A 24160-nucleotide genomic window follows, 5' to 3' on the forward strand; every position below is an offset into this window, starting at 1 on the left:
ACAAGCTAGTGCACCAACTTCGTCAGTGTTTCGATCACCCGGTCGACGTCGGCGTCGGTCAGGTCGGGGAACATCGGCAGCGAGAGCTCCTCGCGGTAGAACTGCTCCGCGTTGGGGCACAGGCCGCGCTGGTAGCCCAGTTCGGCGAAGACCGGGTGCCAGTAGACAGGAATGTAGTTCACCTGCACGCCGATCCCGGCAGCGCGCATGCCCTCGAACACCTCGCGGCGGCGATCGCCGAGCACACGGATGGGGTAGAGGTGCCAGGCGGGATCGACGCCTGGGCGCTGCACCGGGGTGCGGAGGCCGTCGATGCCGGAGAGGGCTGCGTTGTACTTCGCGGTGATCTCGGCCCGGCGTTGCTTGAAGGCCGCGAGCCGGCGCAACTGGGAGAGGCCGAGGGCGCAGGCGAGATCGGTCAGGCGGTAGTTGACGCCGAACTCGTGGACTTCCTGGTGCCAGGGGCCCTCGTCGGTGATGGTGAAGCGTGAGGGGTCACGGACAAGGCCGATGAAGTGGAATTCGTGCACGCGCTGGGCGACGGCCGGGTCCTTGGCGACGACCGCGCCGCCTTCGCCGGTGGTGAGGTTCTTGGTCGGGAAGAAGGACAGCGTGGTCACGTCCGCGAGATCGCCGACCGGGCGGCCGTTGGAGAATCCGCCGACCGAGTGGGCGGCGTCGTCGAGGGTCTTCGCTCCGACCCGGTCCGCGATCGGCTGGAGAGCGTCGTAGTCCGCGGGATGGCCGGCATAGTCGACGGCGGCGATCACCTTGGTGCGGTCCGTGGTGAGCGCGCCGACGGCGGCCGGGTCCAGCAGGGCGGTGTCTTCCTCGACGTCGGCGAACACGATCTTGGCGCCGAGGATCGCGGCGGTCGATGCGGTCGCGACGAAGGTCATCGGCGTGGTGATGACCTCGTCGCCGGGGCCGACGCCCAGGCCGGCGTACGCCATGTGGAGGGCGGCCGTGCCCGAAGTACAGCTGACGGCGCGGTGGCCGCCGGTCAGTTCGGAGATCGCGGTCTCGAAGGCGGTCACGGCTGGGCCGGTGGTGAGCCAGTCGCCGCGCAGTACGGCGGTGACGGCCTCGATGTCTTCCTCGGAGATGGACTGACGTCCGTACGGAAGCATGCGATCAGTCCTCGAGCAGGATCTTGCGGATCTCGTCGATCGAGTACCACTGGTCGTTGGTGTCCGAGGCGTAGTGGAAGCCCTCGGCGACCGGGGTGCCTTCGGCCGGTGCGACATAGCCCCAGCTGGCGAGGTCTGGCTGCAGGACGAAGCGGTTGCCGAGGGAGAGCGCGCGGCGGCCTTCCTCCGGGCTGATCATCTCCTCGTGCAGCTTCTCGCCTGGGCGCAGGCCGACGTCGTGCATGGCCGCGCCGGGGGCGATCGCCTCGGCCAGGTCCGTCACCTTCATCGAGGGGATCCGCGGCACGTACAGCTCGCCACCGGTCATCAGCTCGAACGAGTCGACGACGAACTGGACCGCCTCGGGCAGCGTGATCAGGAACCGGGTGCAGCGCAGGTCGGTGATCGGCAGCGACTGGCCGGCGTCGTGCAGCGCGCGGAACTTGGGGATGATCGAGCCGCGGCTGCCCATCACGTTGCCGTACCGGACCACGCTGAACCTGGTCTCGTACGCCGCCGCGTAGTGGTTGCCGTTGATGAACAGCTTGTCCGCGGTCAGCTTGGTCGCGCCGTACAGGTTGATCGGGCTGGACGCCTTGTCGGTGGAGAGCGCGACGACCCGCTTCACGCCGGAGTCGATCGCCGCCTCGATCACGTTCTGCGAACCGATCACGTTGGTCTGGACGAACTCCCACGGGTTGTACTCACCGCTGTCCACCTGCTTCAGCGCCGCCGCGTGCACCACGTAGTCCACCCGGTGCATCGCCCGCATCAGCCGGGCGCGATCCCGTACGTCCCCGAGAAAGAACCGCAGCCGAGGATCGTCCCCGAACGCCGCCCGGACCTCCCACTGCTTCAACTCGTCCCGGCTGAACACGATGATCCGGCGCGGATCGAGCGCCTCCAGCGCGTGCTTGATGAACGCCCGGCCGAAGGACCCGGTGCCTCCGGTGACGAGAATGTCGGAGCCGGTGAGGATGGACACGTCAGACCCTTCTGAGCCACATTTCCGAACCACGCGATCACACCGCGCAAGTCCGTACCTTAGCTGGCTGCTAGGGCGTGACCAGTTCGATGGTCGGGAAGTAGGTCCGGAAGCGTGCTGAGTCCCGGGTGATCAGCCGGTACCCGTTCACAGCCGAGTGGGCGCCGATGTAGAAGTCGGGCAGCGGTGAGCTCTTCAGGCCGCCTCGGCTCCGGTAGGTGACGAACGCCCGGGAGGCCAGGAAGCCCGCTGGATAAGGCAGTGCCTCCCGGAGGAAGTCCGCCGCCGGTAGCGCCGCATCGACGTCCTCGATCCGGTCGAAGCCGGCGCAGACCTCCGCGTAGATGATCGGGTTGATCACCAGATCGCCGAGGTCTCTGGCTCCCGCGACCGCGGTGGCCGACCAGTCGGCCCACTCCGCATTGTCAGTGAGGATGTCCAGCAACACGCAGGTGTCGACCATGGTCGACACCTGCGTGACGGATTGCAGCCGGCGGTCACTCGCCACGCAGCAACTCCATCAGTTCCTCGGTGCTCTTGCCCGTCGTCGCCCTGCCGCGCATCTCGCGGACCAGCCGCTGGCCGTGCGTCTCGCTGCCCTGGGCGCGCACGATCCGCAGCGCGGTGCCGTCCTCGATCACCTCGAGCTCGTCGCCTTCGTGGAGGTGATGCTTGGCTCGCAGTCTGGCGGGGATGGTGACCTGCCCCTTGCTGTTCATTCGCATGGGTTCCTCCTACGTAATACGTCCCCTACGTATTACATCCTACCTCGAACCGGATACCGTCTGCCTCGTGGATCACGTGCTGCGGGTTGGGGTTCGGTGTGATGTGGGGGTCCGGCGGGGGGTCGGGCATGTCATGCGGAGTCTGGCGTTGGCGGAGGAGTTGTTGGCGCGGGGCGTGGAGGTGGTGTTCGTCTGCGACAGCCCTAGCGTGCCGTGGGCGGATGAGCAGATTCGGGCGCGGGGAATCGCGGTGGAGGCTGCGGTGTGGACGGCCGAGGAGCATGTGGAGCTGATCGGGCGGTTGGGGCTGGATGCGGTGGTGTTTGACTCGTATGACCTGCCGGGGGAGGTGTTCGCGGCGGTACGGGGGTCGGGGGTGCCCACGTTGGCGATTGTGGATGGGGAGTTGCGGGGGGCCGATGCTGATGTGCTGGTTGATCAGAATCTGGGGGCCGAGTTCGATCAGCCGGTACTGCCTGCCGGGGCTGTGAGGCTCGCGGGGCTTGAGTACGTGATGTTGCGAGACGAGGTGCTCGCGTTGAGGCCGTCTGAGTCGCCGGTACTACGGCCAGCCGGTGTGCCGCGGGTGTTCGCGTTCTTCGGGGGCACCGATGCCTACGGGGCCGGGCCGTACGTAGTACAGGCGTTGGCAGCGACCGGTGTGGCGTTTGAGGCGACAGTAGTTGCGCCGGGCGAAGAACTGGCTGAGGCGATCGCTGCAGTACCGCTCCAAGCGGGGCAGCGGGTGCAGGTGATCGGGCCGACGTCTGAGCTGGCCAAGGCGGTCGTGGAGTCCGACCTGGTCGTCAGTGCTTCCGGTACGTCGACCTGGGAGCTGCTGTGCCTTGGAGCCACCGCAGGTCTCGTCTGCGTCGTGGACAACCAGGAGATGGGCTACGAGCGAGCAGTAGCCACCGGTGCGTCCGCAGGGGTCGGCACACTGGCTGAACTCAAGGCAGACCCAACAGAAGCAGCCGCAGTACTACGCAAGCTGCTCACCGACCCGCAGGAGCGCCTGCAGCTCGCCCAGGCCGGTTGGAAGCTTGTCGACGGACAGGGAAGAGCACGCGTCGCGGACGCGCTCCTTCACCTGATCTCGTAGATCGTCGCGTCCAGGGTCGCGTGCCGCAGTCGCACGTACTGCTTCAGCTGCGGTGAGATCTGACCGGCCCGGTGGTCGGCGTAAAGCCACCGCACTCCCAGCTTGCGCAGTCGCTCGATGATGGCCAGCGACGGGGAGGTGAAGGTGGCGTCGTTCGCCGCCAGTTGCTCCTCGTTCCAGTACGGGACCTTGCTCGGCTCCACACCGGACGTAGCCGAGATCCGGCTCGACCTGTTGGTCCGTACCCAGCCCTCGATCAGTACCTGCCGCTCGGACAGCGCAGCGATCCAGAAGTGCCGGCTGTCGCAGGTCTCGCCGCGCAGTGCGATGCAGTGCGCGTTGGTGGCGATCAGGTCCTCGCTAGCGGTGTTCTCCTTCAACCACCGAGCAGCATCCGCCTCCGCAGCGGTCGGCCCATCCCGCCCCGGCCGCCCCGAGACGACATCACTCGCCGAAGCAGACGCCAGCCCGACCAGCGGCAGCGTCGCCGCCCCGACCATGCACGCGGCAACCAGAGCCGCGAAGAACGCCGTCGGCGTCCCACCAGCCCGACGACCAGCCTTCCACGAGATCGCGACCACCAGTGCAACGGCCAGCACAGCCGCAACCGTCCAGATCAAAGGCTCCTTGACCCCGCGAAGATCCGCCGCACCCCACCGAGCAAACCCACACGCAGCCAGCCCAAGCCCAGCAGCCCCAGCAACCAGTACTACGCTCCGCCGATCGTCCAGCCGCTCGACCAACCGCGCCAACCCGACACACGACAGCACCGCCAAGAACGGAAACGCCATCCGATAGAACGACAGCGGCTGATTGGTCACCAGTGCGGCCACGAACCCGCCGATCGCAAAGCCGGCGACGTAGATCCCACCCGGATCCCGCCAAAACTTCCGCAGGAACAACACCCCGACGACCGCCAGCCCCCAAGCCACCAGGATCACCACCGCGCTGATCAACTCGGCCCGATCACCAGCAGCCGCCTTGATCGCCGCGTACGGCGGCAGCGTCGTGAACAGCTCGCCGAACTTCACCTGCAACCCCGACGACTCGCCTCCGAAGACGACGATCGCCGACCCGACGAACACCCCGAGCGTGATCAGCACCCCGAAGAACGCGTTCCGAGTCGACCGCCGAAACAGGAAGACCAGCAGGAACCCGCAGACCGCCATCGGCAGCACGCTCGCCTTAGCCCCGGCTGCCGCCAGCGCCACCAGCAGCAGCAAGATCCACCGGCTCCGCGGCGGCTGTTTGCGCAGCAGGTCGATCGCGATGACAGCGAGCATGAGCGCGAACATCAAACCGAGGTTCTGTGTCGGACTCAGATACGCCCCGGCCGCCATCGACACCCCGCCGATCGACAGATCGTGCAGCGGCTCCAGCGCCCCGCCGAGACCCGCCACCAGAACGGCCAGCGGCCCAGCCCATACGGCAGTGGTGCTTTCGCCCGCTTGCACGAACCGCTGCGTCACCGCGAAGACCAGCGCACACGCCGCCAGCGCAAACGGCAGCCAGCTCAGCGCATAGATCAACTGGGTCAGATCCACCCCGGTCGCCCACGACGTCGCCGCGGTGACCTGGTGGAAGAACGTGTGGAACTTCATCGGTTCACCGCCGATCCACAACGGCACAACCGGTACGTCGGATTTCGCGCTGGCCGCGAGCGCCTGGTGGAACGCCATCCCCGGATCACTGATCAACGGATCCGTGTACGCCGGTGCATACCGCCCCGGCCCGGTCCGATAGATCGCGAACAGTACGAGCGAGGTCGACAGCGACAGCAACCAAGCAGTCCACGGTGCCAAGGGCATAGCGACCCGGCGCCAGACCCGATTGCGCACGTCGTGATCCAGCACGCCGAGGACGAGCACGATCGGCGCCCAACCCCATGACCAGCGCTGCAACCCCACGGACGCACTGGCCAGGTACACGATCAACTGCGCGGCCGTACCGATCGCGAAGCCGGCCGCGAAATCCTCGACCAAGCTGCCGCGGTACGCGCCGATCAACCGCCAGATCACCACGCCCGGCAAGGTCACCCCGACCACCAGGAACAGGCCGAACTTCGCGACGTCGAGCACCGGCGCCCGCGAGATCAGCAGGACCAGAACCAGCAGCAGCACCGGCAGGGCCGCCATCCGACCGGCGAGCGTGCCGGAGCCGGTGTCCTTCGGCCCGCGCCGCCGAGCCCTGGAGTGCATGCGGTCACCCTAATGCCGGAACGGCTCCTATGCGTAGGCGAGCCATCACTCAGGGGAGTTCGTAGACCAGCGCGTCCGAGGCCTTGAAGCGCAGTGTGGCAAGACTGTTCAGGGTGCTTGAGACGATCGTCTGAGTCGGATCGGCGTAGAGCCAGCGGACGCCGTACTTCTCCCGCAGCACCCGCAGGTTGTCCCGGGTCGGCGCGACGAAGACGATGTCGTTCTCCTCCAGTCGCGGCTGGTCCCAGAACGGCAGCGAGTTCGGGCCCATCCCGGTCCCGGCGACCAGATCGTTGAGCGTGTTCGTGTAGCCCCAGCCCTCGATCAGCACGTGGCGTTCGGACAGCGCCGAGATCCAGAAGTGCCGGGCGTCGCAGCCCAGCGTGTTCTTGCTCGCGCAGTGCGCGTTGGTCGCGATCAGCTCACCGGGAGCCGCGTGGTCGCGTAGCCAGACCGCCGCAGCTGCCTGGCTACGAGTCGGCCCGAGCAGCTGCTTGTCGGTCTGCGGAGCCAGTACCACCGGCTTGTACTCCGCCATCGCCTGCACTGGGAGGAATAGCCCGGCCCCCATCCCCGCGAGCGCGAAGGAGGCCATCGCGATCCGGGTCGGCCGGCCCCGCCGATGCCTGCCGCGCTTCCACACCACTGTCACGACCGCCGCAACCAGGAGCAGCAAGGCGATCGTCCAGACCCACGGAGCGATCAACCCGTGCAGCGATCCGTCGTCCTGCCGGAACGGGTTGGCGCCGCCGGCCTTGACGATCGCCCGCGCCGCCGCGGTCGCCCCGATGCCGCCGAGCACCGACGCGAGGACGACGAGATCGGAGTGCTTGTCCGCGAACCAGAACACCAGCATCCACACGCCGCCCGCGGCCAGGGCGGCGATCACCGGTACCGCGGTGCGGTGGAAGTACAGCTGGCTGGTGCCCGGCTGGTCGGTCAGGATCATCGCGCAGAAGCCGGCGATCGAGATGCCGACCAGGAAGATCATGCCCGGATCGCGGAACCAGCGGGCCGCAGTACCGGTGAGGATGATCAGGCCGGCGGAGCCGAGGATCAGGCCGAGGCAGGCGGTGATCCCGCTGATCCACATCGCGCTGTGGTCGAACTGGCCGGACGGCAGCGGATCGGCGATCAGCGGGTAGATGCCGATCTTGGCGAACGTCACCCACGGCTTCACCGCGAGCCCGGACGAGTGCATGCCGAAGACCACCACGATCGAGGCCGCGAAGATGCCGCCGAGGGCCACCGCGATGAGTACCGCGGAGCGGGCCAGCCGGCCGTAGCAAAGCCGGACGAAGACGACCAGGGCGAGTCCGCAGATGATCAGCGGGAGCACGGTCGCCTTCGAGCCGGAGCCGGCTGCGGCGATCACGACGAACATCACCCAGGTACTTGGCGAACTTCGGCCGCGCAGCAGGTCGACGCCGATGAGGGCGAGCAGCGTGATCAGCGCACCGCCGAGGTTCTGGGTCGGGCTGCCCCAGATGTAGTTCATCAAGCCTTCGGACAGCAGTGAGCCCTGTGGATAAGCGCTGACCGTACCGCCGATGGAAGCGACCGCGATCGCGAGCGGACCCGCCCAGTGCGAGCTCGGGGCCAGCCTGTCGGTGAGGGCGAAGATCAGCGCGGTCCCGGCGATCAGCAGCGGTACCCAGCCGATTGTGTAGACGAGGTCGGTCAGGTCGATCCCGGTCGCCCAAGAGGTGGCGGCCGTGAACTGGTGCCAGAAGTAGTGGTAGTCCATCTGCTCGCCGTTGACGTACGGAGCTTGCAGTGGGAAGTCGTACTTCGCACTGGCCGACAGTGCTTGGTGGAACGCCATGTCGGGCGAGTTGGAGCGAGCATCCGTGTATGGCGCCGGCAGCAGGTTCCGGTAGCGCCCGGTGCCGTACAGCGGCAGAGCGCAGGCGGCGACGATGAGCCAGGCGGTCACCGGATGGATCGGGCGCTCCACCTTGCTCAGCACCCGTCGCCGCCACCTCGGTACTGCTGCCCCTGCCATCAGTACGGGCGCAGCCCACAGCCAGGCCCACTGCTGCAGCCCTAGTGGCGCAACGCCCATGTAGACGAGCAGCAGGATGGCTACGCCGACCAGTGAACCGGCAGCGACGTCTTCGATCAGGTTGTGCCGGAATGGGCTGGCCAGCCGCCACAGGATGAAGCCAGGCAGCGTGAGCCCGAAGACCCAGAACCGCAGCAGCGCCACGATGCTGTCGCCGGACGCGTGCCCGGCCATCAACCAGATCGCCAGAACGGCCAGAGCGACCCCAGCACCGGCCTTCACCAAGCGCGCGGTAAGCGACTCCGGCTTCTTCGGCGCCGGTGCTTGAGGGGGCCGGAGGGCCGCCCGCAGCTTGCGCGCTGACGCCCGCCGCGCCCGCGACGTGGCCCGTAGCCGGGCTGCCTCGCGGAGCCGGGTCTCCTCGATCTCACGCGCTCGTTCCAACTGACGGGCGGTCTCCCGCAGCTCGGCCGCCTCACGCCGCCGTTCGGCGAGGCTGCCGGGCGCGTCGCCCGTCACGATTGACACCAGGGCAGCCTAGTCCCGCGTACGGCTAGTAACCTCCCCGGCAAGGAGGTCTGTATGGCATCCAGCCAACCTGTTCTGTCCGTCGTCGTGCCGATGTACGACGAGGAAGAGGTGCTGCCGATCTTCTTCGAGCGGATGCACCCGCTGCTGGACGGCCTGGGGATCCCCTACGAGGTGCTGGTCGTCGACGACGGTAGCCGGGACAAGACGGCCGCTCTGCTCACCGATGCCACGGCTAGCTGGCCGCAGCTCCGACTGGTTCGTCTGCTCCGCAACTCCGGCCACCAGGCCGCCCTGTCGGCCGGCTTCCGCCGGGCACGCGGCGAGTACCTGGTGACCATCGATGCCGACTTGCAGGACCCGCCCGAGGTCATCGCTGACCTGCTCGCCACTGCTCGCGACAAGGACGTCGACGTCGTCTACGGCGTGCGCTCCGACCGCTCAAGCGACTCCTGGCCGAAGCGGACGACCGCCCGGATGTACTACCGGCTCATGTGCCGCCTGGTCGGCAAGGAGATCCCGTTCGACGCCGGCGACTTCCGGCTCGTCTCCCGGCGAGTAGTGGACGCAGTGAACGGGTTGCCCGAGGACGGCCGGGTCTTCCGGCTGGTGATCCCGTGGCTGGGCTTCCCGAGCGCAGAGGTCGCGTACGTCCGGGCGGTACGGGCGGCAGGCGTCACGAAGTACAACTGGACGAAGATGTTCCGGCTGGCCTTCGACAGTGTGACCGCGTTCTCAGCTGCACCGCTCCGGCTGGCCACCTGGCTCGGGCTGCTCGGTGGGCTGCTGTCGTTCGCGATGGTGATCGGTGCTCTGGTCATCAAGCTGGCCGGCCGCAGCATCCCCGGCTGGACGTCGACAGTGCTCGCAGTGGGCATCATCGGCGCGATCCAGTTGCTCTGCCTCGGCTTGCTCGGTGAGTACGTCGCTCGCTTGTTTCAATCGAGCCAGCGGCGGCCGCAGTTCCTGGTCGGCTACGACAGCCTCGAGGATCCGGGCCACCACAGCTATGCCGAGGCGATCGAAGCGCAAGAGAAGGACTAGGCTTCTGCTCTATGCCGGAGCTGTCGCCGATCCCGTTCGTCAAGGCGTACCTGGCGGGTGACGAGCTCGCGTATGTGAGCCGGTCGTTCACCTCCGCCGCGGTCACCGGAGACGGTCCCTTCACGGCCCGCGCGACCGAGCTGATCACCAAGCTCACCGGTGGGCTGGCATCGTTGCTGACCACCTCCTGCACGCACGCGCTGGAGATGACCGCGCTGCTGCTCGATCTCCAGCCGGGCGACGAGGTGATCATGCCGTCGTTCACGTTTGTCTCGACGGCCAATGCCTATGTACTGCGCGGCGCGGTGCCCGTCTTCGTGGACATCCGGCCGGACACGCTCAACCTCGACGAGACCCAGCTGGAAGCCGCTGTCACCGACCGGACCAAGGCGATCGTGGTGGTGCACTACGCCGGGGTCGCGGCCGCCATGGACGAGGTACTAGCCGTCGCTGCGAAGTACGGGCTGGCAGTGATCGAGGACAACGCGCACGGGCTCGGTGGGACGTACCGGGGTCGCCCACTCGGCTCCTTCGGGGTGATGGCGACGCAGTCGTTCCACGGGACCAAGAACGTGCACTGCGGCGAGGGTGGTGCGCTGGTGCTCAACGACGCCGACCTGCTCGCGCGTGCCGAGGTGATCCGGGAGAAGGGCACCGACCGGAGCCAGTTCTTCCGTGGGCAGGTGGACAAGTACCGCTGGGTCGACGTCGGCTCCAGCTACCTCCCGGCTGACCCGCTCGCTGCTTTCCTGACGGCCCAGCTGGAGCAGTTCGACAAGATCCAGGCGCCGCGGCAGGCGATCTGGCAGCGGTACGACGAGGAGCTCGCCGTCTGGGCCGCGTCGCGCGGTGTCGGCGTACCGACCGTGCCGGCCGAGTGCGTGCACCCGGCGCACATGTACTACCTGCTCATGCCGTCCCATGAGGACCAGCAGGGCCTCATCGCGCACCTGCGGGAGCTCAACATCAGCGCACCCTTCCACTACCTCCCACTGCACTCCTCACCGGCCGGTGAACGCTACGGCCGGGTCGGCCCCGGCGGTTGCGAGGTCACCGAGCAAGTGAGTAGCAGGCTGGTCCGGCTGCCGCTCTACAGCGAACTCACCTCTGACGAACAGGCCCGCGTGATCGCCGGCGTCATCTCCTACAACCTGGTTGCCGCATGAGTTGGTACGACGCCCTGGAAGCCGGTGAGCTGACCAGCAGGCCGGGTGACTACGAGGCGAAGCGCTTTGGCGTCTCCGTCGACCGCATCTCGGTGTCAGCCTCCGCCGGTACGCCGCTGGACGAGGTGCTCACCGCAGTCGACAAGTCCTCTGCTGATGTCGTCATCCTGCGCTACCCCGCGCGTGAGGTGACCTGGTTCGCAGCACTCGCCACTGGGTCGCGGACTGCGCTACTGGCCGACAGCCTCGTCTACTGGTCGCTCCCGGTCGGCAAGGGCCGCCGCCCGGCGCCACTGGCCGGGTTCGCCGCGAGCCTGGAGAAGGTTGTCGACGACACCCTCGTGGACGACCTGGTCGGGGACATCTTCGGCGACTACGGGAACCACTACTGCGCCAATCCGCTCTTCAAGCGCGCAGAGGCGCTCGCCGGGTATCAAGAGTGGGCCCGGCGCAGCGTCGCCGAGACGGGTGCGGTCGTGCTCCGTGGACCCGACCGGCGGGTGCTGGCGCTGGCGACCATCGACCAGGAGCGGTCGTGGACGGAGGTCCAGCTTGCTGGCGTAGTACCGGCTGAGCAGGGGCGTGGGCGGTACGGGCACCTGCTGGCCGCGGTGGAGGACGCCAGTACGACCCGACGGTTGGTGATCTCGACCCAGGGGCATAACACCGGTGTCCAGCGAGCCTGGGCACGATACGGATTCGAGCCTGTCCACACCCTGCTGACAGTGCACTTAGTAGCCGATCGGTTACTGCTAGCATGACGAACCGAATGAACTGAGCCGAGGAGATATCGCAGTAGTGACGCCGCGGCTGAGCGTGGTTGTTCCGTTCTACAACGTCGGGGAGTACATCGGGGACTGCCTCGAGTCGATCGCCCGGCAGACCTTCGCCGACTTCGAGGCGATCCTGGTCGACGACGGCTCGCCGGACGACAGCGCCGCGATCGCGAAGGACTTCTGCGGCCGCGACTCCCGGTTCCGGATCGTCGAGCAGCACAACCAGGGGCTCGGGCCGGCCCGCAACACCGGCGTACGGGAGGCTCAGGGCGACTACCTGACCTTCGTCGACAGCGACGACCTGGTCAGCAGGCATGGGTTCGAGTGGCTGATCCGGACTCTGGACGAGACCGGTTCCTGTCTGGCCGGCGGCAACGCGCGGCGGTTCAACAACAGCGCCGGCGTCCGGCCGTCGTGGATCCACCGGCTGCCGTTCGCCAAGGACCGGATCGCGACCCACGTGGTCGAGACGCCCGACCTGATCCTCGACCGGATGATCTGGAACAAGGTCTACCGGCGGTCCTTCTGGGACGAGCACGGCTACGAGTTCCCGGCGATCCGGTACGAGGACTATCCGGTCACCCTGCAGGCGCATCTGGACGCGGTCACCGTCGATGCCATCGCCGCGCCGGTCTACTACTGGCGCGAGCGGGAGTCCGGGGAGTCGATCACGCAACAGAAGTTCCAGTTCGGCAACCTGGCCGACCGGGTGACGTCGGCCGGGCTCGTGCTGGACCTGATCGACAACGGCGGGCCTGGCCTGGGCGAGATCCGGCGGCGGGTGCACTCGCACTTCACGCAGATCGACATGCTGACGCTGATGATGGCCTTCGGCGCCGTACCGGAGTCGGAGGAGCAGGAGCTGGTGCTGCTCGCCTCCGGGTTCCTGGAGCGGCTGGATCGCTCGGTACTCGTGCGTGCGCACGGGTACGACCGGCTGCAGCACGCCGCGTTGCGAGCGGGTGATGTCGACCTGCTCCGGCGCCTGGCGCATTTCCGCAACGAGGGCGGCCTTCGTGGCGGCGCGCGGGCGCTGTCCAAGCCGGGTCGGCGGCGCCAGTTCGAGCACAACTATCCGGGCGTGCACGAGGCGAACACGGCGATCCCGCGATCGCTCTACCAGTTGCCGACGCGGGAGCTGACGCTCGCGACCACGGTCCAGGACGTCGCCTGGCGAGATGGCGGGCTGGCGATCAAGGGCACCGCGGAGATCCGGCATCTGGCGACGGATGCGGCTTCGTCGGCGCTGCGGATCGCGCTGGTGGTCGATGGGGCCGAGACACAGCTGGCGGTACGGCGGTACGAGGCGACCGACTCCCATGGGGACATGGCGATGGTCGGGTTCGAGGTGCATCTCGACAAGCCGTTGCTGGCCAGGCTGTCCGCGACTGGGGCGCCGGGGCATTTCGCAGTACGGATGAGGGCTGGGAAGGCGCGGCGGGAGGGCAAGCTGCGCGGGCAGAAGGCGGGCAGCCCGGGGTGGCCGCCTGGCAGCTGGATCTGCGCGAACAGCTGGGTCCAGCCTGGTCCGGGCGCCGATGGAGCCTTTGTACTGCGCCGGATGGTCGACCCTTGCCGGTTGACGTCCGTAGAGCAGTTCGAAGACGCCCTGGTACTACGAGGTCGCGTGCCTGCCGCTCTGGACAACCCGCAGCTGCAATTGACCAGGCCGCTGTCCGGGCAGGACCAGGTGCTGTCCGTGGAACTGTCGAGCGACCGGCGGTTCAGCGTCCGGATCCCTTATGCGCCGATCATCGCGGAGACCAACCCGGACGACCCGTTCACGCAGCGGACCACCTGGGCGTTCCGGATGGTGGGCAGCGACGGGACCGAGAAGCTGTTGTTGTGGACGGCCGAGGATCAGGCCGTCAACCACCTGGAGCAAGGCCGTCTGGTCTCGTTGACCCGGTCGACCGGTGGGTACGTCAACCTGCACGAGGGGCCGGCCCGGCTGGTCGCCGAGCGGGCGCTGCTCGTTGCTGAGAGCAACGAATTGCGGATCAGCGGGCCGTTGACCGATGTCACCCACAGCTTCAGCTGGCGGCGGTACATCGACGACTCCGACGACCACCTGGACGTCGCGTGCCGGAGCGCGTTGTCGGACGGGCACTGGATGGCCTCGGTGAAGCTGCCGGCACTGGTCCCGGAGAATCCGGTCGCGCACGCGGTCGACCCGCTGGCCAGCCTGGCGGACTGGGTGCTCTTCGCTGTCGCCGCCGACGGCTCGGCGCAGGCTGTGCAGTGTGAGCCGTTCCTGGCCAGCCGATTGCCGTTGGTGGTCGAGCAGAATGGTCACTTGCTGGGTGTGCGGCCGCACGCAGGCACTCTTCACGTCGAGGTTCGCTGATGCATCACCACAATCATTACTACGGGCAGGCGCACATTCTGGCTCGGTACGCCGGGCTGGACGATGCGTATCCGCCGCGGATGCGCGGCTATCTCCAGCACGGCTGGAACATCGGCGACGGCTGGAACCCGGTGCACGAGTTCTACGACGGCGCCTGGCGCTTCACCTGGAGTGACGCTGTGCGGCGCCGCGGTCATGCGCTGGGACGTCGGAACTACCACAGCATCGGAGCACCGTTCCTGTACCTGCTGGACCTCGAGCCGTCGCTTGGCGTCGTACCGGAGGAGGAACGGGAGGGGACCTTGTGGTTCCTCTTCCATGGTTGGGAGGGCGGCAAGATCGAGGGTGATCACAAGCGCCTGATCGACGAGATCCGGGAGACCGAACCGGGGCCGGTCACATTCAGCCTGTACTACACGGAGTACGACCGGCCGGAGATCCGGCAGTCGTACGAGGACGCTGGCTTCCGGGTCGTGTCCTTCGGACGGCGGGGTTTCTCCTACGAGGGGACGGATCCGCGGTTCCTCTACAAGCAGCTCGCCGAGCTGCGCAAGCACAAGCGGGTGGCGGCCAATCGGTTGTCCACCGCGGTTTTCTACGGGATCGCGGCGGGGTGCGAGCCGGCTGTCTACGGCGATCCGATGCAGATGGCGGGCGAGAACCCGTTGTTCGGTGGCGAGGCGCGGATCGCGCGGCTCTGGCCGGAGATGCTCGGCAAGGAGATCGACCTGGCGGCCGCGCGAGCGACCACCGACCTGGAACTGGGCGTGCCGTGGATGATGCCGCCCGCCGAACTGCGGATGTTGTTCGATTGGAGAGAGCGTGTCTGACAACCAGCTGGCCGTCGAGGTGGTTCGCGGTGAGATGCAGCCGTGGAGCGACTACAACGGCAAGCGTGGGGCTGTCGGGGGTCCGGTGCTCCGGACCCTGCTGAACGACGTACTGCCTGCTGGGGCACGCACCCTCATCCTCGGCCCGCACACGGCCGACCTCATCTCTGCGGTGGCTTTGAGGTCCTCCGCGGCCACGGTGCTCGTCCGCTCGGTCTCCGACGCGTCTGCTTTGTCTGAGCAGTTCCCGGACCTACAGGTCATCGCGGGCGCCCTCGACGGGCTTTCCGGTACTGAGTACGAGGCGATCGTCGCCGTCGACGGCCTGGACCGGGTGCTGGGCTACGACAGCCCAGATCTCACCTGGCCCCAACGCCTGGACGCCCTGGTTGCTCTCTGCACTCCCTCCACCGTCGTGGTCCTGGGCCTGGAGAACGAGTTCTCCCTAACCAACCTCCTCGACGCCCGCCTCCCCGCCAACCGCCACGGCGACGACGACTGGCACCCCCTCCACGACGACCCAGCCCGCCCAGTCTCCCCAGTCCAACTAGCTTCCGAGCTGGCCCGAGTAGGCCTCGACCTGCACTCCGTCTACGCCGCTTACGCCGACCGCACCTTGCTGGCAGTGGATGCCGCAGCAGCCGCCCGCCCCGGCTCCTTTCCGGCGCGCCTGGCCGCCGAGGCGCTGGAATCCACCGAGGTACCTCTGCTCGCCCCCATCGCCGACGCGACAGACACAGCAGCCCGAGCGGGTCTGCTTGCCTCAACAGCAAGCGGCTGGCTGGCCGTAGCCGGTGCCGCCACCCAGCCCGCGATCTACACCCAGGCGGGTCCGGCTGTCCTAACAGCCACCGCCACCCCGACAGTCTGGGCAACCTCCATCGTCGAGTCCTCTGCGTCTGACGAGGCTCCACCATCCGAAGCCACCGCCCGGTCGGCGGATGCTGTCTCCTTCGACCTCTCCACGGTCCCGCCCACGGTTTCCAGTGGTGTCAGCGTCGAGACGCTGCTCTTCCGGCTGGCTGCGGCTGAGGACGTACCGGCCTTCCGTGCGCTGGCTGGGCGCCTCGGGGAGTGGGCGTTGGCCCAGTCCGGTCAGGTCGTGCTCCGGTGGGATGACACCACCGTCGATGGCGACTCGTTTGGTTTCGGGGTGTCCGGGTGGGTTGCCGAGGCTGGCCGGGCCGAGCTGCTCGCGGCTGCCTGGGCGCGGTTCCATGAGCGCTTGATCGGCGGGCATCGGCGCCACCCCTGGCCGCCGTGGATGGTGGGGGATGACTTGATCACCACCTGGCTGGCGATGTCGGGTGGTGCCGCGGAAGATGTTGCTCGCGGCAAGGAGCTGGCTGCGGGGCTGTCGGCTGCGCTCGGGACAGGTGAGGGTCAGGCTCCCGACGTACGGACTGCGCTTGCAGACGCCGAGCGGGCGAAGCATGAGCTGTTCGAGCTGCAAGGGCATGTCTTCGGGCTGGAGCGGACGATCGGGTTCCGGGACAAGGCGCTCAAGACGCGCGAGACCCGCCTGCGGGAGATGCGCCTTCAGGTGCAGAAGGCCAACGCCGAGCGCACTCGCTTCCGCAACTCACGCGCCTTCGCTGCCGCCACCCTGATCCGCAAGGCGGCGCTGATCCGCAACCCGCGCAAGTTCGCCTACAAGGTCAAGCGACGCTTGAAGAAGAAGCTCGGCAACAGGTTCTGAGCGCCAGGGCCGAAGCAGGGGCGACTAACGCCGCGCGATCAGCAGTTGGTGGGTATCCGGCCAGTCGACGGGCTCGCCGGAGGCGGTACTGAGTGAGGCGACCGGAGCGATCCGGTTCTCGATCACCCAGTCGTTGCGCCACGCCTTCGACGCCGGGTCGATGGTGAACCCCGCCTGCGTGGCGACCGACGACCAGCCCGCGAAGTTCAGTCCGCAGAACTGCTCGTGCGTCTCGCTCAACCAGTTGTCGACGTAGTCCTTGCGAGTCAGGAAGTCCATCGCGTCCGCCAGGCGCAGTACCAGTTTGCCGTCGCGTTCGGAGTACTCGAACAGTACCGACGCGTTCCGCCGGAAGTCCTGCGCGAACTGGAAGAACCGGGCCCGCGTGGACAACCCAGCGATGTAGGCCGCCGGATCCTGCAGCGCCTCCAACTCAACAGGCGTCGATGGGTTCGACCCGTCGCTGTCATCCAGAGCCAGTACTACGCTCCGCTCCGGCTCACCAGGTCCGCAGACATCGGAGTTGACCCAGACCCCACCCGGCGCGGTGTGCGCGAAGAGCGCGTCGGCGAAGCGCTGGACGGTGGCCGGCCGCGACCCATCGGCGTACGACCAGATCTCGTGGGTCAGCGCCAGCGTGAGGGTCGTGTCGATCGAGCGCGGCGGGAAGACGGCCGAGCCGAGCATGTTGCGCTGGTAGAAGTAGACGTTCGGGTTGTGGAACAGCCCTTGCTCCTTCTTGTGCACGCATTCGGCGTACAGATGCCGGGCGACCTCAACGCCGATCAGGTCCGACTCGTGGAACCGCGGATCAGCGTCGATGAGCTGCAGCGTCGCGCCGGTCGCGCACCCGATGTCGAGGATGCGCCCGGGCCGGACGAAGTCCTTGATCTGCAGCCATTTCCGGTCAGCTGCGGTCTCGAAGGCGTCTGCGTAGGTCTTGTAGTCGCGGGTCGTGGTCAGCCCGCCGTCGTCGCCGACGACCGGGTCGTTGACGCAGCGCTGGATCTGCGCGTCCAGGTGGTACCGATCGAAGACGTCGACGGTCGCCGGGTGCGCCAGCTTGCGCCAGTCATTATTGCCAGCGGCAACCATCAGCAGGACGTCCCAGGGCCGCGGCTGATCCTCCGGCTCGACCCCGATCACGTTGTACCCGAGTTGTTCATACAGCTTTGCGACCTCGGCCGTCGAGCACGCGACCAAGGTGTTCGACGGATCCAGCTGGACCTCGTCGTCGGTACCGGCCTCGACCGCCTTGATCGTGACGTCGGCGAAGTCGTCCGTCGGAGGTGTGTCGACGACGCCGATCACCAGCGACCGGATCCCGACGGCCACGCTGAGCCGCTCGATCGCGGCCTCGCGCCGGTCGAACGGGATCGGGTTGCGCTTGGTGGTGTGGTGGTTGGCAGATGTCACCGCCCAGACGATCGTCGCGTCGTACCGGCGCAGGAACTCCGCCTGGAAGCGCGTCAGCACGTGATGACGGCCGGGGAACAGTACGTATTCCATGGATCAGTCAGCCTCACGCTTGATGTCGGGATGGGCGTCCACGTCGGTGCGCTCGCGGATCACGTACGTCGGCCGGCCCATCGACCCCGAGTGCAGGCGGCCGACGTACTCACCCAGCACGCCGAGCGCGAGCATCTGCGCGCCGGAGAACAGCGCGACCATCGACGCGATCGTGGTGAACCCGGCGACGGTCGTCGCGCCGGTGATGTACTTGACGATGATCACGCCGAACAGCCCGACGCCGAACACCGCGCAGATGAACCCGAGATACCCGACCAGGCGCAGCGGCTCCACGGAGTACCCGGTGATGAGCGTCAGCGAGTGCTTCATCAGCATCCAGGTCGTGTAGTTCGACTGCCCGGCCGCGCGCTGCTCCATCCGTACCGTCGTCTGCGCGATCCGCGTCGTCGACCACGACAACGCGACATCCACCGAGGCATGCGGCCCGTCCAGCCCGTCGAACCCGTCCCGCAGGAAGGTCCGAAAGGCCCGGAACGCACTGATCGACCGCGCATCCCGCACCGCCATCGCCGACGCCAGTGCGCCCTTCACCAGCCGCGACGAGAAGCTCCGCGCAAACCCATGCTCTTCCTCAGCCGGTACGCCGTACACGAGGTCGACATCATCCGTCAGCGCCCGCAACAACACCGGCACCTGATCCGCAGGATGCTGCAGATCATCATCCATCGTGACAACCACTTCGTACCGAGCGTTCCGAACCCCAGCGATCAACGCATTGTGCTGCCCGTAGTTGCGGGCGAGCCGCATAGCCCTGACCTCGTCGTACTTATTAGCCAACTCGCTGGCAACCTGCCAGGTGTCATCCGGACTCCCGTCCACCACCAGCACGATCTCAAACCCGGTAGTAGCGCCAGGCAAGACCTGCGTCAGGTCGTCGACAAGCCGCGGAAGAGTCGCCCCCGACCGATAACACGGCACGACAACAGAAACGAGCACAACCAGCCTTCCCACGGATCCGGTAACACAGGATCGTCCGCCGCGATTATTCCACTGATGAAACCCCCACCTGGCCCCACCGGCCGCCCCTCCGCCCTGCTGACGGTCGCGACAGCACTCCTGCTCCTCGCTGGTTGCTCTTCACAGACCTCCTCCATCCCGCCTTCGCCCAGCCCTTCAGCCGCCCCGAGATCGGATCCGGCGGACGACGCTCCGCAGTACCGTTTCGACGCCTTCCAGCTACAGGCCGCGCTGCAGACGACGTACCGGCGTCAGGCGCTCGAAGTCAGCGACTTCTTCGTCGATCTGCGCAGCCTGCGCCTGCGGGATGATCCGTTGGAAGGTCTGAAAGTCGAGCCAGAAAGTTGCCGGGAGATGATCCGGAGTGGTGGTTATACGCCGAGCTCGGTGACGGGTTTTCGCTCGGACACTCCCGCTGCCATCGGCGACGCGCCGATCGCGGGTGCCGGAGAGGGCGCGTTCGTGAACGCGATCTTGTACGAACTGACGGGTGCGGAGGCCGACCGCTACCAGAATCTGCGGGTCCACTCGGCGCCCGAGTGTCAGCAGATCACGCTCGAGCCGGGGGCGATGCACGCCTCCATCGTCGAGCGGTCACTGGACGAGTTCGGTGTTGGATCGCGGTACATCGTCAGGAGCTATCCGAAGGCCGGTAAACCGTGGGTCGAGCGGATGTTGTTCTTCCGGGCATCCGGCTATGCGGGTGAGGTGAAGGCCTATGGGCCGGTTGGGTCCGAAGCGGACTTCCTGGCCTTTGCCCGGACCGTACGGGATCGGGCTGCGCAGAAGCTGAAGTAGTTCAGCACATCGTGGCGATGCCGAGCGTCCGTCCATAGTGGTATCGTTCCTTCATGGAACGAACGAAAGCTACGGCCGAGTTGGCTGGGGTTGTGGTCGGGTTCGTTGGCGCGGCTCAGCGGGGGATGGTGGCTAACTTTGATCTGGCTCGGGTGTCTGTGTTGAGTGCGGTGGCTGCCGATGGGCCGTTGCGGCCGCGGGAGGTCGGTAAGCGGCTTGGGATGGCGCCGTCGTCGGTCACCCGGCATGTGCAGGCACTTGAAGATGCCGGGCAGTTGAGTGTTGAGCCCGATCCTGAGGATCAGCGGACCTGTTTGCTTGAGGTGACCGAAGCCGGGCGGGGTGAGTTGGATAGCTTGCAGGCGGTTGGCGGGGCTGTCCTGGGTGAGGTGGTTGCGGACTGGTCGCAGAAGGACATCGCGACCTTGTCGAGTTTGTTGCAGCGGCTGGTCGCCGACTGGGCGGAGCGTGGCGAGGGCGCCCGGACGAAGCCGAAGCCGGCGCCAGATCGCCGGCCGCGCTGGCGGCATCCGGTGCCGGATGGCGGGGAGGGTCGGGGATGAGTGAGTTGCCCCGCAGCTTGAGGCTGGTTCGGTGGGCTGTTGGTGTGGTGATTCTGGTGCATCTGGTCGCGTTGGTTCTACTGCTTACTCATCGCGATGTCATTCACGGCACCGTGCTCGCGGACAATCCGGGGTGGTCGGCGGAGAAGGTCGATGAGCAGGCCAATAGTTTGGTGCTGCAGTCGGTGGTTCCGCATGTGTTGATTCCGTTGTTGCTGGCGTTCCGGCTCAGGTCATTGAAGGCCCACAAGCGGACCTTCCTCACCGTGCTGCTCGCGATCCAGTTGCTTGCGCATGCGAGTCTGCCGATCACGCTCCATGAGTTGCCGGGTTACGACGGTGCGGTGATCGCAGTACAGGCTGTTTCGCTGGTGTTCGAGGTGTCGGCCTTATGGTTGCTGTGGGCAACTGATGACGCCAAGGTCTGGTTTACAGCACGTCCCAGGTGAGCGGCGTTCCGGCTGGTACGTCGATGCGGAACGGCCGGCCTTCGACGGTGGTGTAGGCGTCGGGCTGGAGGCCGCCGGCCGGGCGGACCGAGCGGACGTTGTCGGGGGCAACCTTCTCGCCGGCCTTGACGTCGCGGGTGACGTAGAGGGAGCGGCGGAAGCGCAGGACGTTCTGCTCGGCCTGCTTGGGGCCGATGATCGGTTCGCCGAGGGCCTCGTGGGCGATGGTCGTTCCTTCGACCAGGGCTCGCACCTCGTGCGGTTCCAGCGAGAACGCCGAGTCGACGCCGCCGTCGTCGCGGGACAGCGTGACGTGCTTCTCGATCACGGTCGCGCCGAGAGCGACCGCCGCGATCGAGGCGCCGATCCCCATCGTGTGGTCCGACAGGCCGACCTGGACGCCGAGCGCGTCCCGGAGTACCGGAATTCCGCGCAGGTTCGACTGGTCGGCGGGCGCCGGGTAGCTCGCGGTGCAGGACAGTACGACGATCTGCTCGTTGCCGGTCGAGCGGGCCGCGCGGACGGCCGCATCGATGTCCGTCAGCGTCGCGGAGCCGGTGGAGATGATGATCGGCTTGCCGGTCGCCGCCATCGCGCGGACCAGCGGCAGGTCGCCGATCTCGTTCGAGGCGACCTTGTAGCCAGGGACGTCCAGCTTCTCGAGCAACTCGATCGCGGTCAGGTCGAACGGCGACGCGAACGCGACCATGCCGAGCGAGTTCGCCAGCTCGAACAGCGGCTCGAACCAGGACCAGGGGGTGTGCGCCTCTTCGTACAGCTCGTGCAGGTGCCGGTCGGCCCACAGCTTGTGGTCGCCCGGCAGCCGGAACGCGGGCAGGTCGACGTCGAGCGTCATCGTGTCCGCGGTGTACGCCTGCAGCTTCAGCGCCTGGACGCCGGTGTCGCCCATCGCGCGGACGATCTCCTTCGCCCGCTCGAAGTCACCGTTGTGGTTGCCCGACATCTCGGCGATCACGAACGGCCGGTGCTCCGGGCCGATCGGGACGCCGCCGAAGTCGATCGTCCTGGTGGCGCTCATCGGGTCTCCTTCGGCTTGCGCCGGTCGGCTTTGGACAGCTTGATCGGGATCACGGTGAGCTCGCGGCCGTCGGCGTACCGGAGCTCCGGCTCGCCCTCGGTGAAGCGGAACCGCCGGTTCATCTGCCGTACGACGGTGTTGTGCTCGAGGACCTCGCCGGTCAGCTCGTCGAGGCCGAGGGTGTCGAAGGCGTAGCCGGTGGCCTCCTTCATCACCTCGATCCAGGCGGGCAGCGTCTCGCCGGTCTCGGCCAGGCCGTCCGCGTCGAGGAAGAATCCCCAGGCGCCGGTGCCCTGCTCGAGGTCGAAGAAGTTCACCACCCCGGCGGTCCGGCCGTCGCGCTCGTAGATCAGCACCCGGCGGCTCGGATCGACACTCGTCTTGGCCCACCAGCCGGCGTGCTCCTCGGCGGAGATCTCGTGCGTGGTGATGCTGACGTCCCGGTTGGCCTGCTGGTTACGCAGTGCCCGGATGGTGTCGACGTCCTCGTCCGTGGCCTGGCGCAGCATGGCCCAACCGTACCGACCTCTTCTGCGCCGGGCCCAACTGTGTAACTATTTTTCGACTTCATCCACGATATCGGTCGGAGAGTGACATGAGAGTCTGGCGGATCGTTGGCCTTCTGGGCGCGTCAGCCTGCCTGCTGGCCGGTGCCCTCACCGCGGCGGCCGTGCCCCCGGACGCTGTTTCAGCCTGTACTCCGAACCCGAGTACTCCGCTGCGCCAGTTCCGCGCGAGTTGGGTGTCGTCCGTGGTGAACATCGACTGGCCGTCGCGGACCGGGCTGACCCCTGATCAGCAGAAGTCCGAACTGCTCGGCTGGTACGACGATGCGGTCAGGCAGCACCACAACGCGGTCATCCTGCAGATCCGCCCGACCGCTGACGCCTTCTGGCCGTCGAAGGTCGAGCCGTGGTCGCAGTACCTGACCGGTACGCAGGGTGGAGACCCCGGCTACGACCCGCTGGCGTTTGCGGTCGCCGAGGCGCACAAGCGCAACCTGGAACTCCATGGGTGGTTCAACCCGTACCGGCTCTCGATGGGCACCAACCTCAACGCGCTGATCCCGACTCATCCTGCTCGGCTGCACCCGGACTGGGTGGTGACGTATGGCGGGAAGCTCTACTACAACCCCGGCATTCCGGCTGCGCGCAAGCTGGTCGAGGACGCGATCATGGACGCCGTCTCGAACTACGACCTGGATGGCGTGCACTTCGACGACTACTTCTACCCGTACCCGGTTGCTGGTCAGGTGTTCGACGATGCGGCCACCTATGCGCAGTACGGGGCCGGCTTCCCGACGGTGGCCGAGTGGCGGCGGAACAACATCAACCTGTTGATCCAGGAGCTCCAGCACCGGATCAAGGCGGCCAAGCCGTGGGTGAAGTTCGGCATCTCGCCGTTTGCCGTGTGGCGCAACAAGGGGACGGATCCGCTGGGGTCGGACACCACTGCCGGAGTACAGACCTATGACGACCTCGCTGCGGACACGCGGCGGTGGGTGCGGGAAGAGTGGATCGACTACATCGTGCCGCAGGTCTACTGGGCGGGCGGGTTCGCTCCGGCTGACTACAACAAGATCGTGCCGTGGTGGGCCGAGCAGGTGCGCGGTACTGACGTGCACCTGTACATCGGGCAGGCGACCTACAAGGTCGGTACGTCGACGCAGTCGCCCGACTGGTCGGACCCGGCCGAGTTGAGCGATCACCTGGCGTTCAACAGCACGGTGCCCGAGGTGAAGGGTGACATCTACTTCTCCGCCAAGGACGTACGGGCTGATCGGCTCGGTGCGACGACACTGCTCAACAGCAACTGGTATACGCGTCCGGCGCTCGTCCCGGCGATGCCGTCGCTCGATTCGCGGGCTCCGCTGCCCGTGCATGGGTTGCGGTCGTCCCGTACCTCCGCTGGGGTGCAGTTGCAGTGGAAGGGGACCTCGGCCGACAGTACGTCGTACGCGATCTACCGTCGGGATCTCGCGGGTGGTGACTGGTGTGCCGACAACGACGCCCGCAACCTGCTCACCACGTTGCGCGGCAACACCTTCGTCGACACGACCGCGGTGAAGGGCCACTACTACCTGTACTCCGTAACAGCCCTCGACCGCGCATCAAACCAGAGCCTCCCGCTCCCGACGCTGGGCTGACGCACCTCAGTCACCATTTACCTCAGCCACCATTTCAGGGGTTAACCCTTTAGATGGTGGGTTGCACCCCCGGCATTTGACGGGGCAACCCACCACTTGCGGGGTTGACCCCTGAAATGGTGGTAGTGCGAGACGGGCTGGCG

21 protein-coding genes are annotated in these 24160 nt (G+C 67.1%); 11 read left to right on the forward strand and 10 right to left on the reverse strand.

The window, feature by feature from the left end; translation table 11 throughout:
* Positions 1–5: 5 nt before the first annotated feature.
* The 4 genes from OHA70_RS14535 to OHA70_RS14550 all read right to left on the reverse strand — a co-directional run bounded on the left by OHA70_RS14535 (position 6) and on the right by OHA70_RS14550 (position 2840).
* Positions 6–1130 carry a DegT/DnrJ/EryC1/StrS family aminotransferase gene (locus OHA70_RS14535; protein ID WP_328332656.1) on the reverse strand — a complete coding sequence of 375 codons (1125 nt, stop codon included), beginning with the start codon at positions 1128–1130 and terminating at the stop codon, positions 6–8.
* A gap of 4 nt (positions 1131–1134) precedes the next feature.
* Positions 1135–2115: a UDP-N-acetylglucosamine 4,6-dehydratase (inverting) gene (gene pseB / locus OHA70_RS14540; protein ID WP_328332658.1), complete on the reverse strand. Its 981-nt coding sequence runs from the start codon at positions 2113–2115 to the stop codon at positions 1135–1137.
* 70 nt (positions 2116–2185) lie between these two features.
* Positions 2186–2623 carry a type II toxin-antitoxin system VapC family toxin gene (locus tag OHA70_RS14545; RefSeq protein ID WP_328332660.1) on the reverse strand — a complete coding sequence of 146 codons (438 nt, stop codon included), beginning with the start codon at positions 2621–2623 and terminating at the stop codon, positions 2186–2188.
* On the reverse strand, positions 2613–2840 hold the full coding sequence (locus OHA70_RS14550) for an AbrB/MazE/SpoVT family DNA-binding domain-containing protein (protein WP_328332662.1): 228 nt from the start codon (positions 2838–2840) through the stop codon (positions 2613–2615). Before OHA70_RS14550 ends, OHA70_RS14545 begins: the two co-directional genes overlap by 11 nt.
* A gap of 67 nt (positions 2841–2907) precedes the next feature.
* Here OHA70_RS14550 and OHA70_RS14555 point away from each other — a divergent pair, with 67 nt between their 5' ends.
* Positions 2908–3942, forward strand: coding sequence for a PseG/SpsG family protein (locus OHA70_RS14555; RefSeq protein ID WP_328332665.1), 1035 nt, complete (start codon positions 2908–2910; stop codon positions 3940–3942).
* On the opposite strand, the gene OHA70_RS14560 is transcribed toward OHA70_RS14555, so the two are convergent.
* Both OHA70_RS14560 and OHA70_RS14565 read right to left on the reverse strand, forming a co-directional pair.
* Entirely contained in the window at positions 3927–6140 is a 2214-nt protein-coding gene (locus OHA70_RS14560; protein WP_328332667.1) for a hypothetical protein, read from the reverse strand. The two genes, OHA70_RS14555 and OHA70_RS14560, sit on opposite strands and share 16 nt — an antisense overlap.
* A 49-nt stretch (positions 6141–6189) precedes the next feature.
* The gene (locus tag OHA70_RS14565; protein WP_328332669.1) at positions 6190–8673 is read right to left on the reverse strand and encodes an MAP7 domain-containing protein; all 2484 of its coding nucleotides are present in this window, start codon (positions 8671–8673) and stop codon (positions 6190–6192) included.
* A gap of 54 nt (positions 8674–8727) precedes the next feature.
* On the opposite strand from OHA70_RS14565, the gene OHA70_RS14570 reads away from it, so the two are divergent.
* From OHA70_RS14570 to OHA70_RS14595, 6 genes are read left to right on the forward strand one after another with little or no spacing between them, the layout of a single operon-like run.
* On the forward strand, positions 8728–9717 hold the full coding sequence (locus OHA70_RS14570) for a glycosyltransferase family 2 protein (RefSeq protein ID WP_328332671.1): 990 nt from the start codon (positions 8728–8730) through the stop codon (positions 9715–9717).
* Positions 9718–9728: 11 nt separating this feature from the next.
* Positions 9729–10883, forward strand: coding sequence for a dTDP-4-amino-4,6-dideoxygalactose transaminase (gene rffA / locus OHA70_RS14575; protein WP_328332673.1), 1155 nt, complete (start codon positions 9729–9731; stop codon positions 10881–10883).
* The gene (locus OHA70_RS14580) at positions 10880–11644 is read left to right on the forward strand and encodes an N-acetyltransferase (RefSeq protein WP_328332675.1); all 765 of its coding nucleotides are present in this window, start codon (positions 10880–10882) and stop codon (positions 11642–11644) included. Before rffA ends, OHA70_RS14580 begins: the two co-directional genes overlap by 4 nt.
* A gap of 37 nt (positions 11645–11681) precedes the next feature.
* Complete coding sequence (locus OHA70_RS14585) at positions 11682–14006, forward strand: glycosyltransferase family 2 protein (RefSeq protein ID WP_328332677.1); 2325 nt, start codon at positions 11682–11684, stop codon at positions 14004–14006.
* Positions 14006–14836: a hypothetical protein gene (locus OHA70_RS14590; protein ID WP_328332679.1), complete on the forward strand. Its 831-nt coding sequence runs from the start codon at positions 14006–14008 to the stop codon at positions 14834–14836. Before OHA70_RS14585 ends, OHA70_RS14590 begins: the two co-directional genes overlap by 1 nt.
* Entirely contained in the window at positions 14829–16535 is a 1707-nt protein-coding gene (locus OHA70_RS14595; protein WP_328332681.1) for a hypothetical protein, read from the forward strand. Before OHA70_RS14590 ends, OHA70_RS14595 begins: the two co-directional genes overlap by 8 nt.
* 24 nt (positions 16536–16559) lie before the next feature.
* Here the strand turns inward: OHA70_RS14595 and OHA70_RS14600 are convergent, their stop codons facing one another.
* Positions 16560–18044 (reverse strand): class I SAM-dependent methyltransferase, encoded by a 1485-nt coding sequence (locus OHA70_RS14600; RefSeq protein WP_328332683.1) that lies wholly within the window; start codon positions 18042–18044, stop codon positions 16560–16562.
* Positions 18045–18047: 3 nt separating this feature from the next.
* A complete protein-coding gene (locus OHA70_RS14605) occupies positions 18048–19001 on the reverse strand; it encodes a glycosyltransferase family 2 protein (protein ID WP_328332685.1) in 954 nt (317 codons plus the stop codon).
* Between the two features lie 57 nt (positions 19002–19058).
* Here OHA70_RS14605 and OHA70_RS14610 point away from each other — a divergent pair, with 57 nt between their 5' ends.
* The 3 genes from OHA70_RS14610 to OHA70_RS14620 are packed head-to-tail and all read left to right on the forward strand — an operon-like array spanning position 19059 to position 20832.
* Complete coding sequence (locus tag OHA70_RS14610) at positions 19059–19820, forward strand: hypothetical protein (RefSeq protein WP_328332687.1); 762 nt, start codon at positions 19059–19061, stop codon at positions 19818–19820.
* A gap of 53 nt (positions 19821–19873) precedes the next feature.
* The gene (locus OHA70_RS14615) at positions 19874–20383 is read left to right on the forward strand and encodes a MarR family winged helix-turn-helix transcriptional regulator (protein WP_328332689.1); all 510 of its coding nucleotides are present in this window, start codon (positions 19874–19876) and stop codon (positions 20381–20383) included.
* Positions 20384–20427: 44 nt separating this feature from the next.
* Positions 20428–20832 carry a hypothetical protein gene (locus tag OHA70_RS14620; protein ID WP_328332691.1) on the forward strand — a complete coding sequence of 135 codons (405 nt, stop codon included), beginning with the start codon at positions 20428–20430 and terminating at the stop codon, positions 20830–20832.
* On the opposite strand, the gene pseI is transcribed toward OHA70_RS14620, so the two are convergent.
* Both pseI and OHA70_RS14630 read right to left on the reverse strand, forming a co-directional pair.
* Complete coding sequence (pseI, locus tag OHA70_RS14625) at positions 20813–21871, reverse strand: pseudaminic acid synthase (RefSeq protein WP_328332693.1); 1059 nt, start codon at positions 21869–21871, stop codon at positions 20813–20815. The two genes, OHA70_RS14620 and pseI, sit on opposite strands and share 20 nt — an antisense overlap.
* Entirely contained in the window at positions 21868–22380 is a 513-nt protein-coding gene (locus OHA70_RS14630) for a GNAT family N-acetyltransferase (RefSeq protein WP_328332695.1), read from the reverse strand. Before OHA70_RS14630 ends, pseI begins: the two co-directional genes overlap by 4 nt.
* A gap of 86 nt (positions 22381–22466) precedes the next feature.
* Between OHA70_RS14630 and OHA70_RS14635 the strand changes: the two genes are divergently transcribed.
* The gene (locus tag OHA70_RS14635) at positions 22467–24017 is read left to right on the forward strand and encodes a glycoside hydrolase family 10 protein (RefSeq protein WP_328332697.1); all 1551 of its coding nucleotides are present in this window, start codon (positions 22467–22469) and stop codon (positions 24015–24017) included.
* Positions 24018–24160 lie beyond the last annotated feature (143 nt).

It is taken from the genome of Kribbella sp. NBC_00382, from assembly GCF_036067295.1.
Taxonomy (GTDB): Bacteria; Actinomycetota; Actinomycetes; order Propionibacteriales; family Kribbellaceae; genus Kribbella.

Bases quoted from the DNA above. Each gene is read 5' to 3' on its own strand.
- pseI (WP_328332693.1), bottom strand. From the start codon at position 21,871: ATGAGCGCCACCAGGACGATCGACTTCGGCGGCGTCCCGATCGGCCCG.
- OHA70_RS14635 (WP_328332697.1), top strand. From the start codon at position 22,467: ATGAGAGTCTGGCGGATCGTTGGCCTTCTGGGCGCGTCAGCCTGCCTG.
- OHA70_RS14550 (WP_328332662.1), bottom strand. From the start codon at position 2,840: ATGCGAATGAACAGCAAGGGGCAGGTCACCATCCCCGCCAGACTGCGA.
- OHA70_RS14535 (WP_328332656.1), bottom strand. From the start codon at position 1,130: ATGCTTCCGTACGGACGTCAGTCCATCTCCGAGGAAGACATCGAGGCC.
- OHA70_RS14580 (WP_328332675.1), top strand. From the start codon at position 10,880: ATGAGTTGGTACGACGCCCTGGAAGCCGGTGAGCTGACCAGCAGGCCG.
- OHA70_RS14600 (WP_328332683.1), bottom strand. From the start codon at position 18,044: ATGGAATACGTACTGTTCCCCGGCCGTCATCACGTGCTGACGCGCTTC.
- OHA70_RS14590 (WP_328332679.1), top strand. From the start codon at position 14,006: ATGCATCACCACAATCATTACTACGGGCAGGCGCACATTCTGGCTCGG.
- OHA70_RS14570 (WP_328332671.1), top strand. From the start codon at position 8,728: ATGGCATCCAGCCAACCTGTTCTGTCCGTCGTCGTGCCGATGTACGAC.
- OHA70_RS14630 (WP_328332695.1), bottom strand. From the start codon at position 22,380: ATGCTGCGCCAGGCCACGGACGAGGACGTCGACACCATCCGGGCACTG.
- OHA70_RS14560 (WP_328332667.1), bottom strand. From the start codon at position 6,140: ATGCACTCCAGGGCTCGGCGGCGCGGGCCGAAGGACACCGGCTCCGGC.
- OHA70_RS14615 (WP_328332689.1), top strand. From the start codon at position 19,874: ATGGAACGAACGAAAGCTACGGCCGAGTTGGCTGGGGTTGTGGTCGGG.
- OHA70_RS14610 (WP_328332687.1), top strand. From the start codon at position 19,059: ATGAAACCCCCACCTGGCCCCACCGGCCGCCCCTCCGCCCTGCTGACG.
- rffA (WP_328332673.1), top strand. From the start codon at position 9,729: ATGCCGGAGCTGTCGCCGATCCCGTTCGTCAAGGCGTACCTGGCGGGT.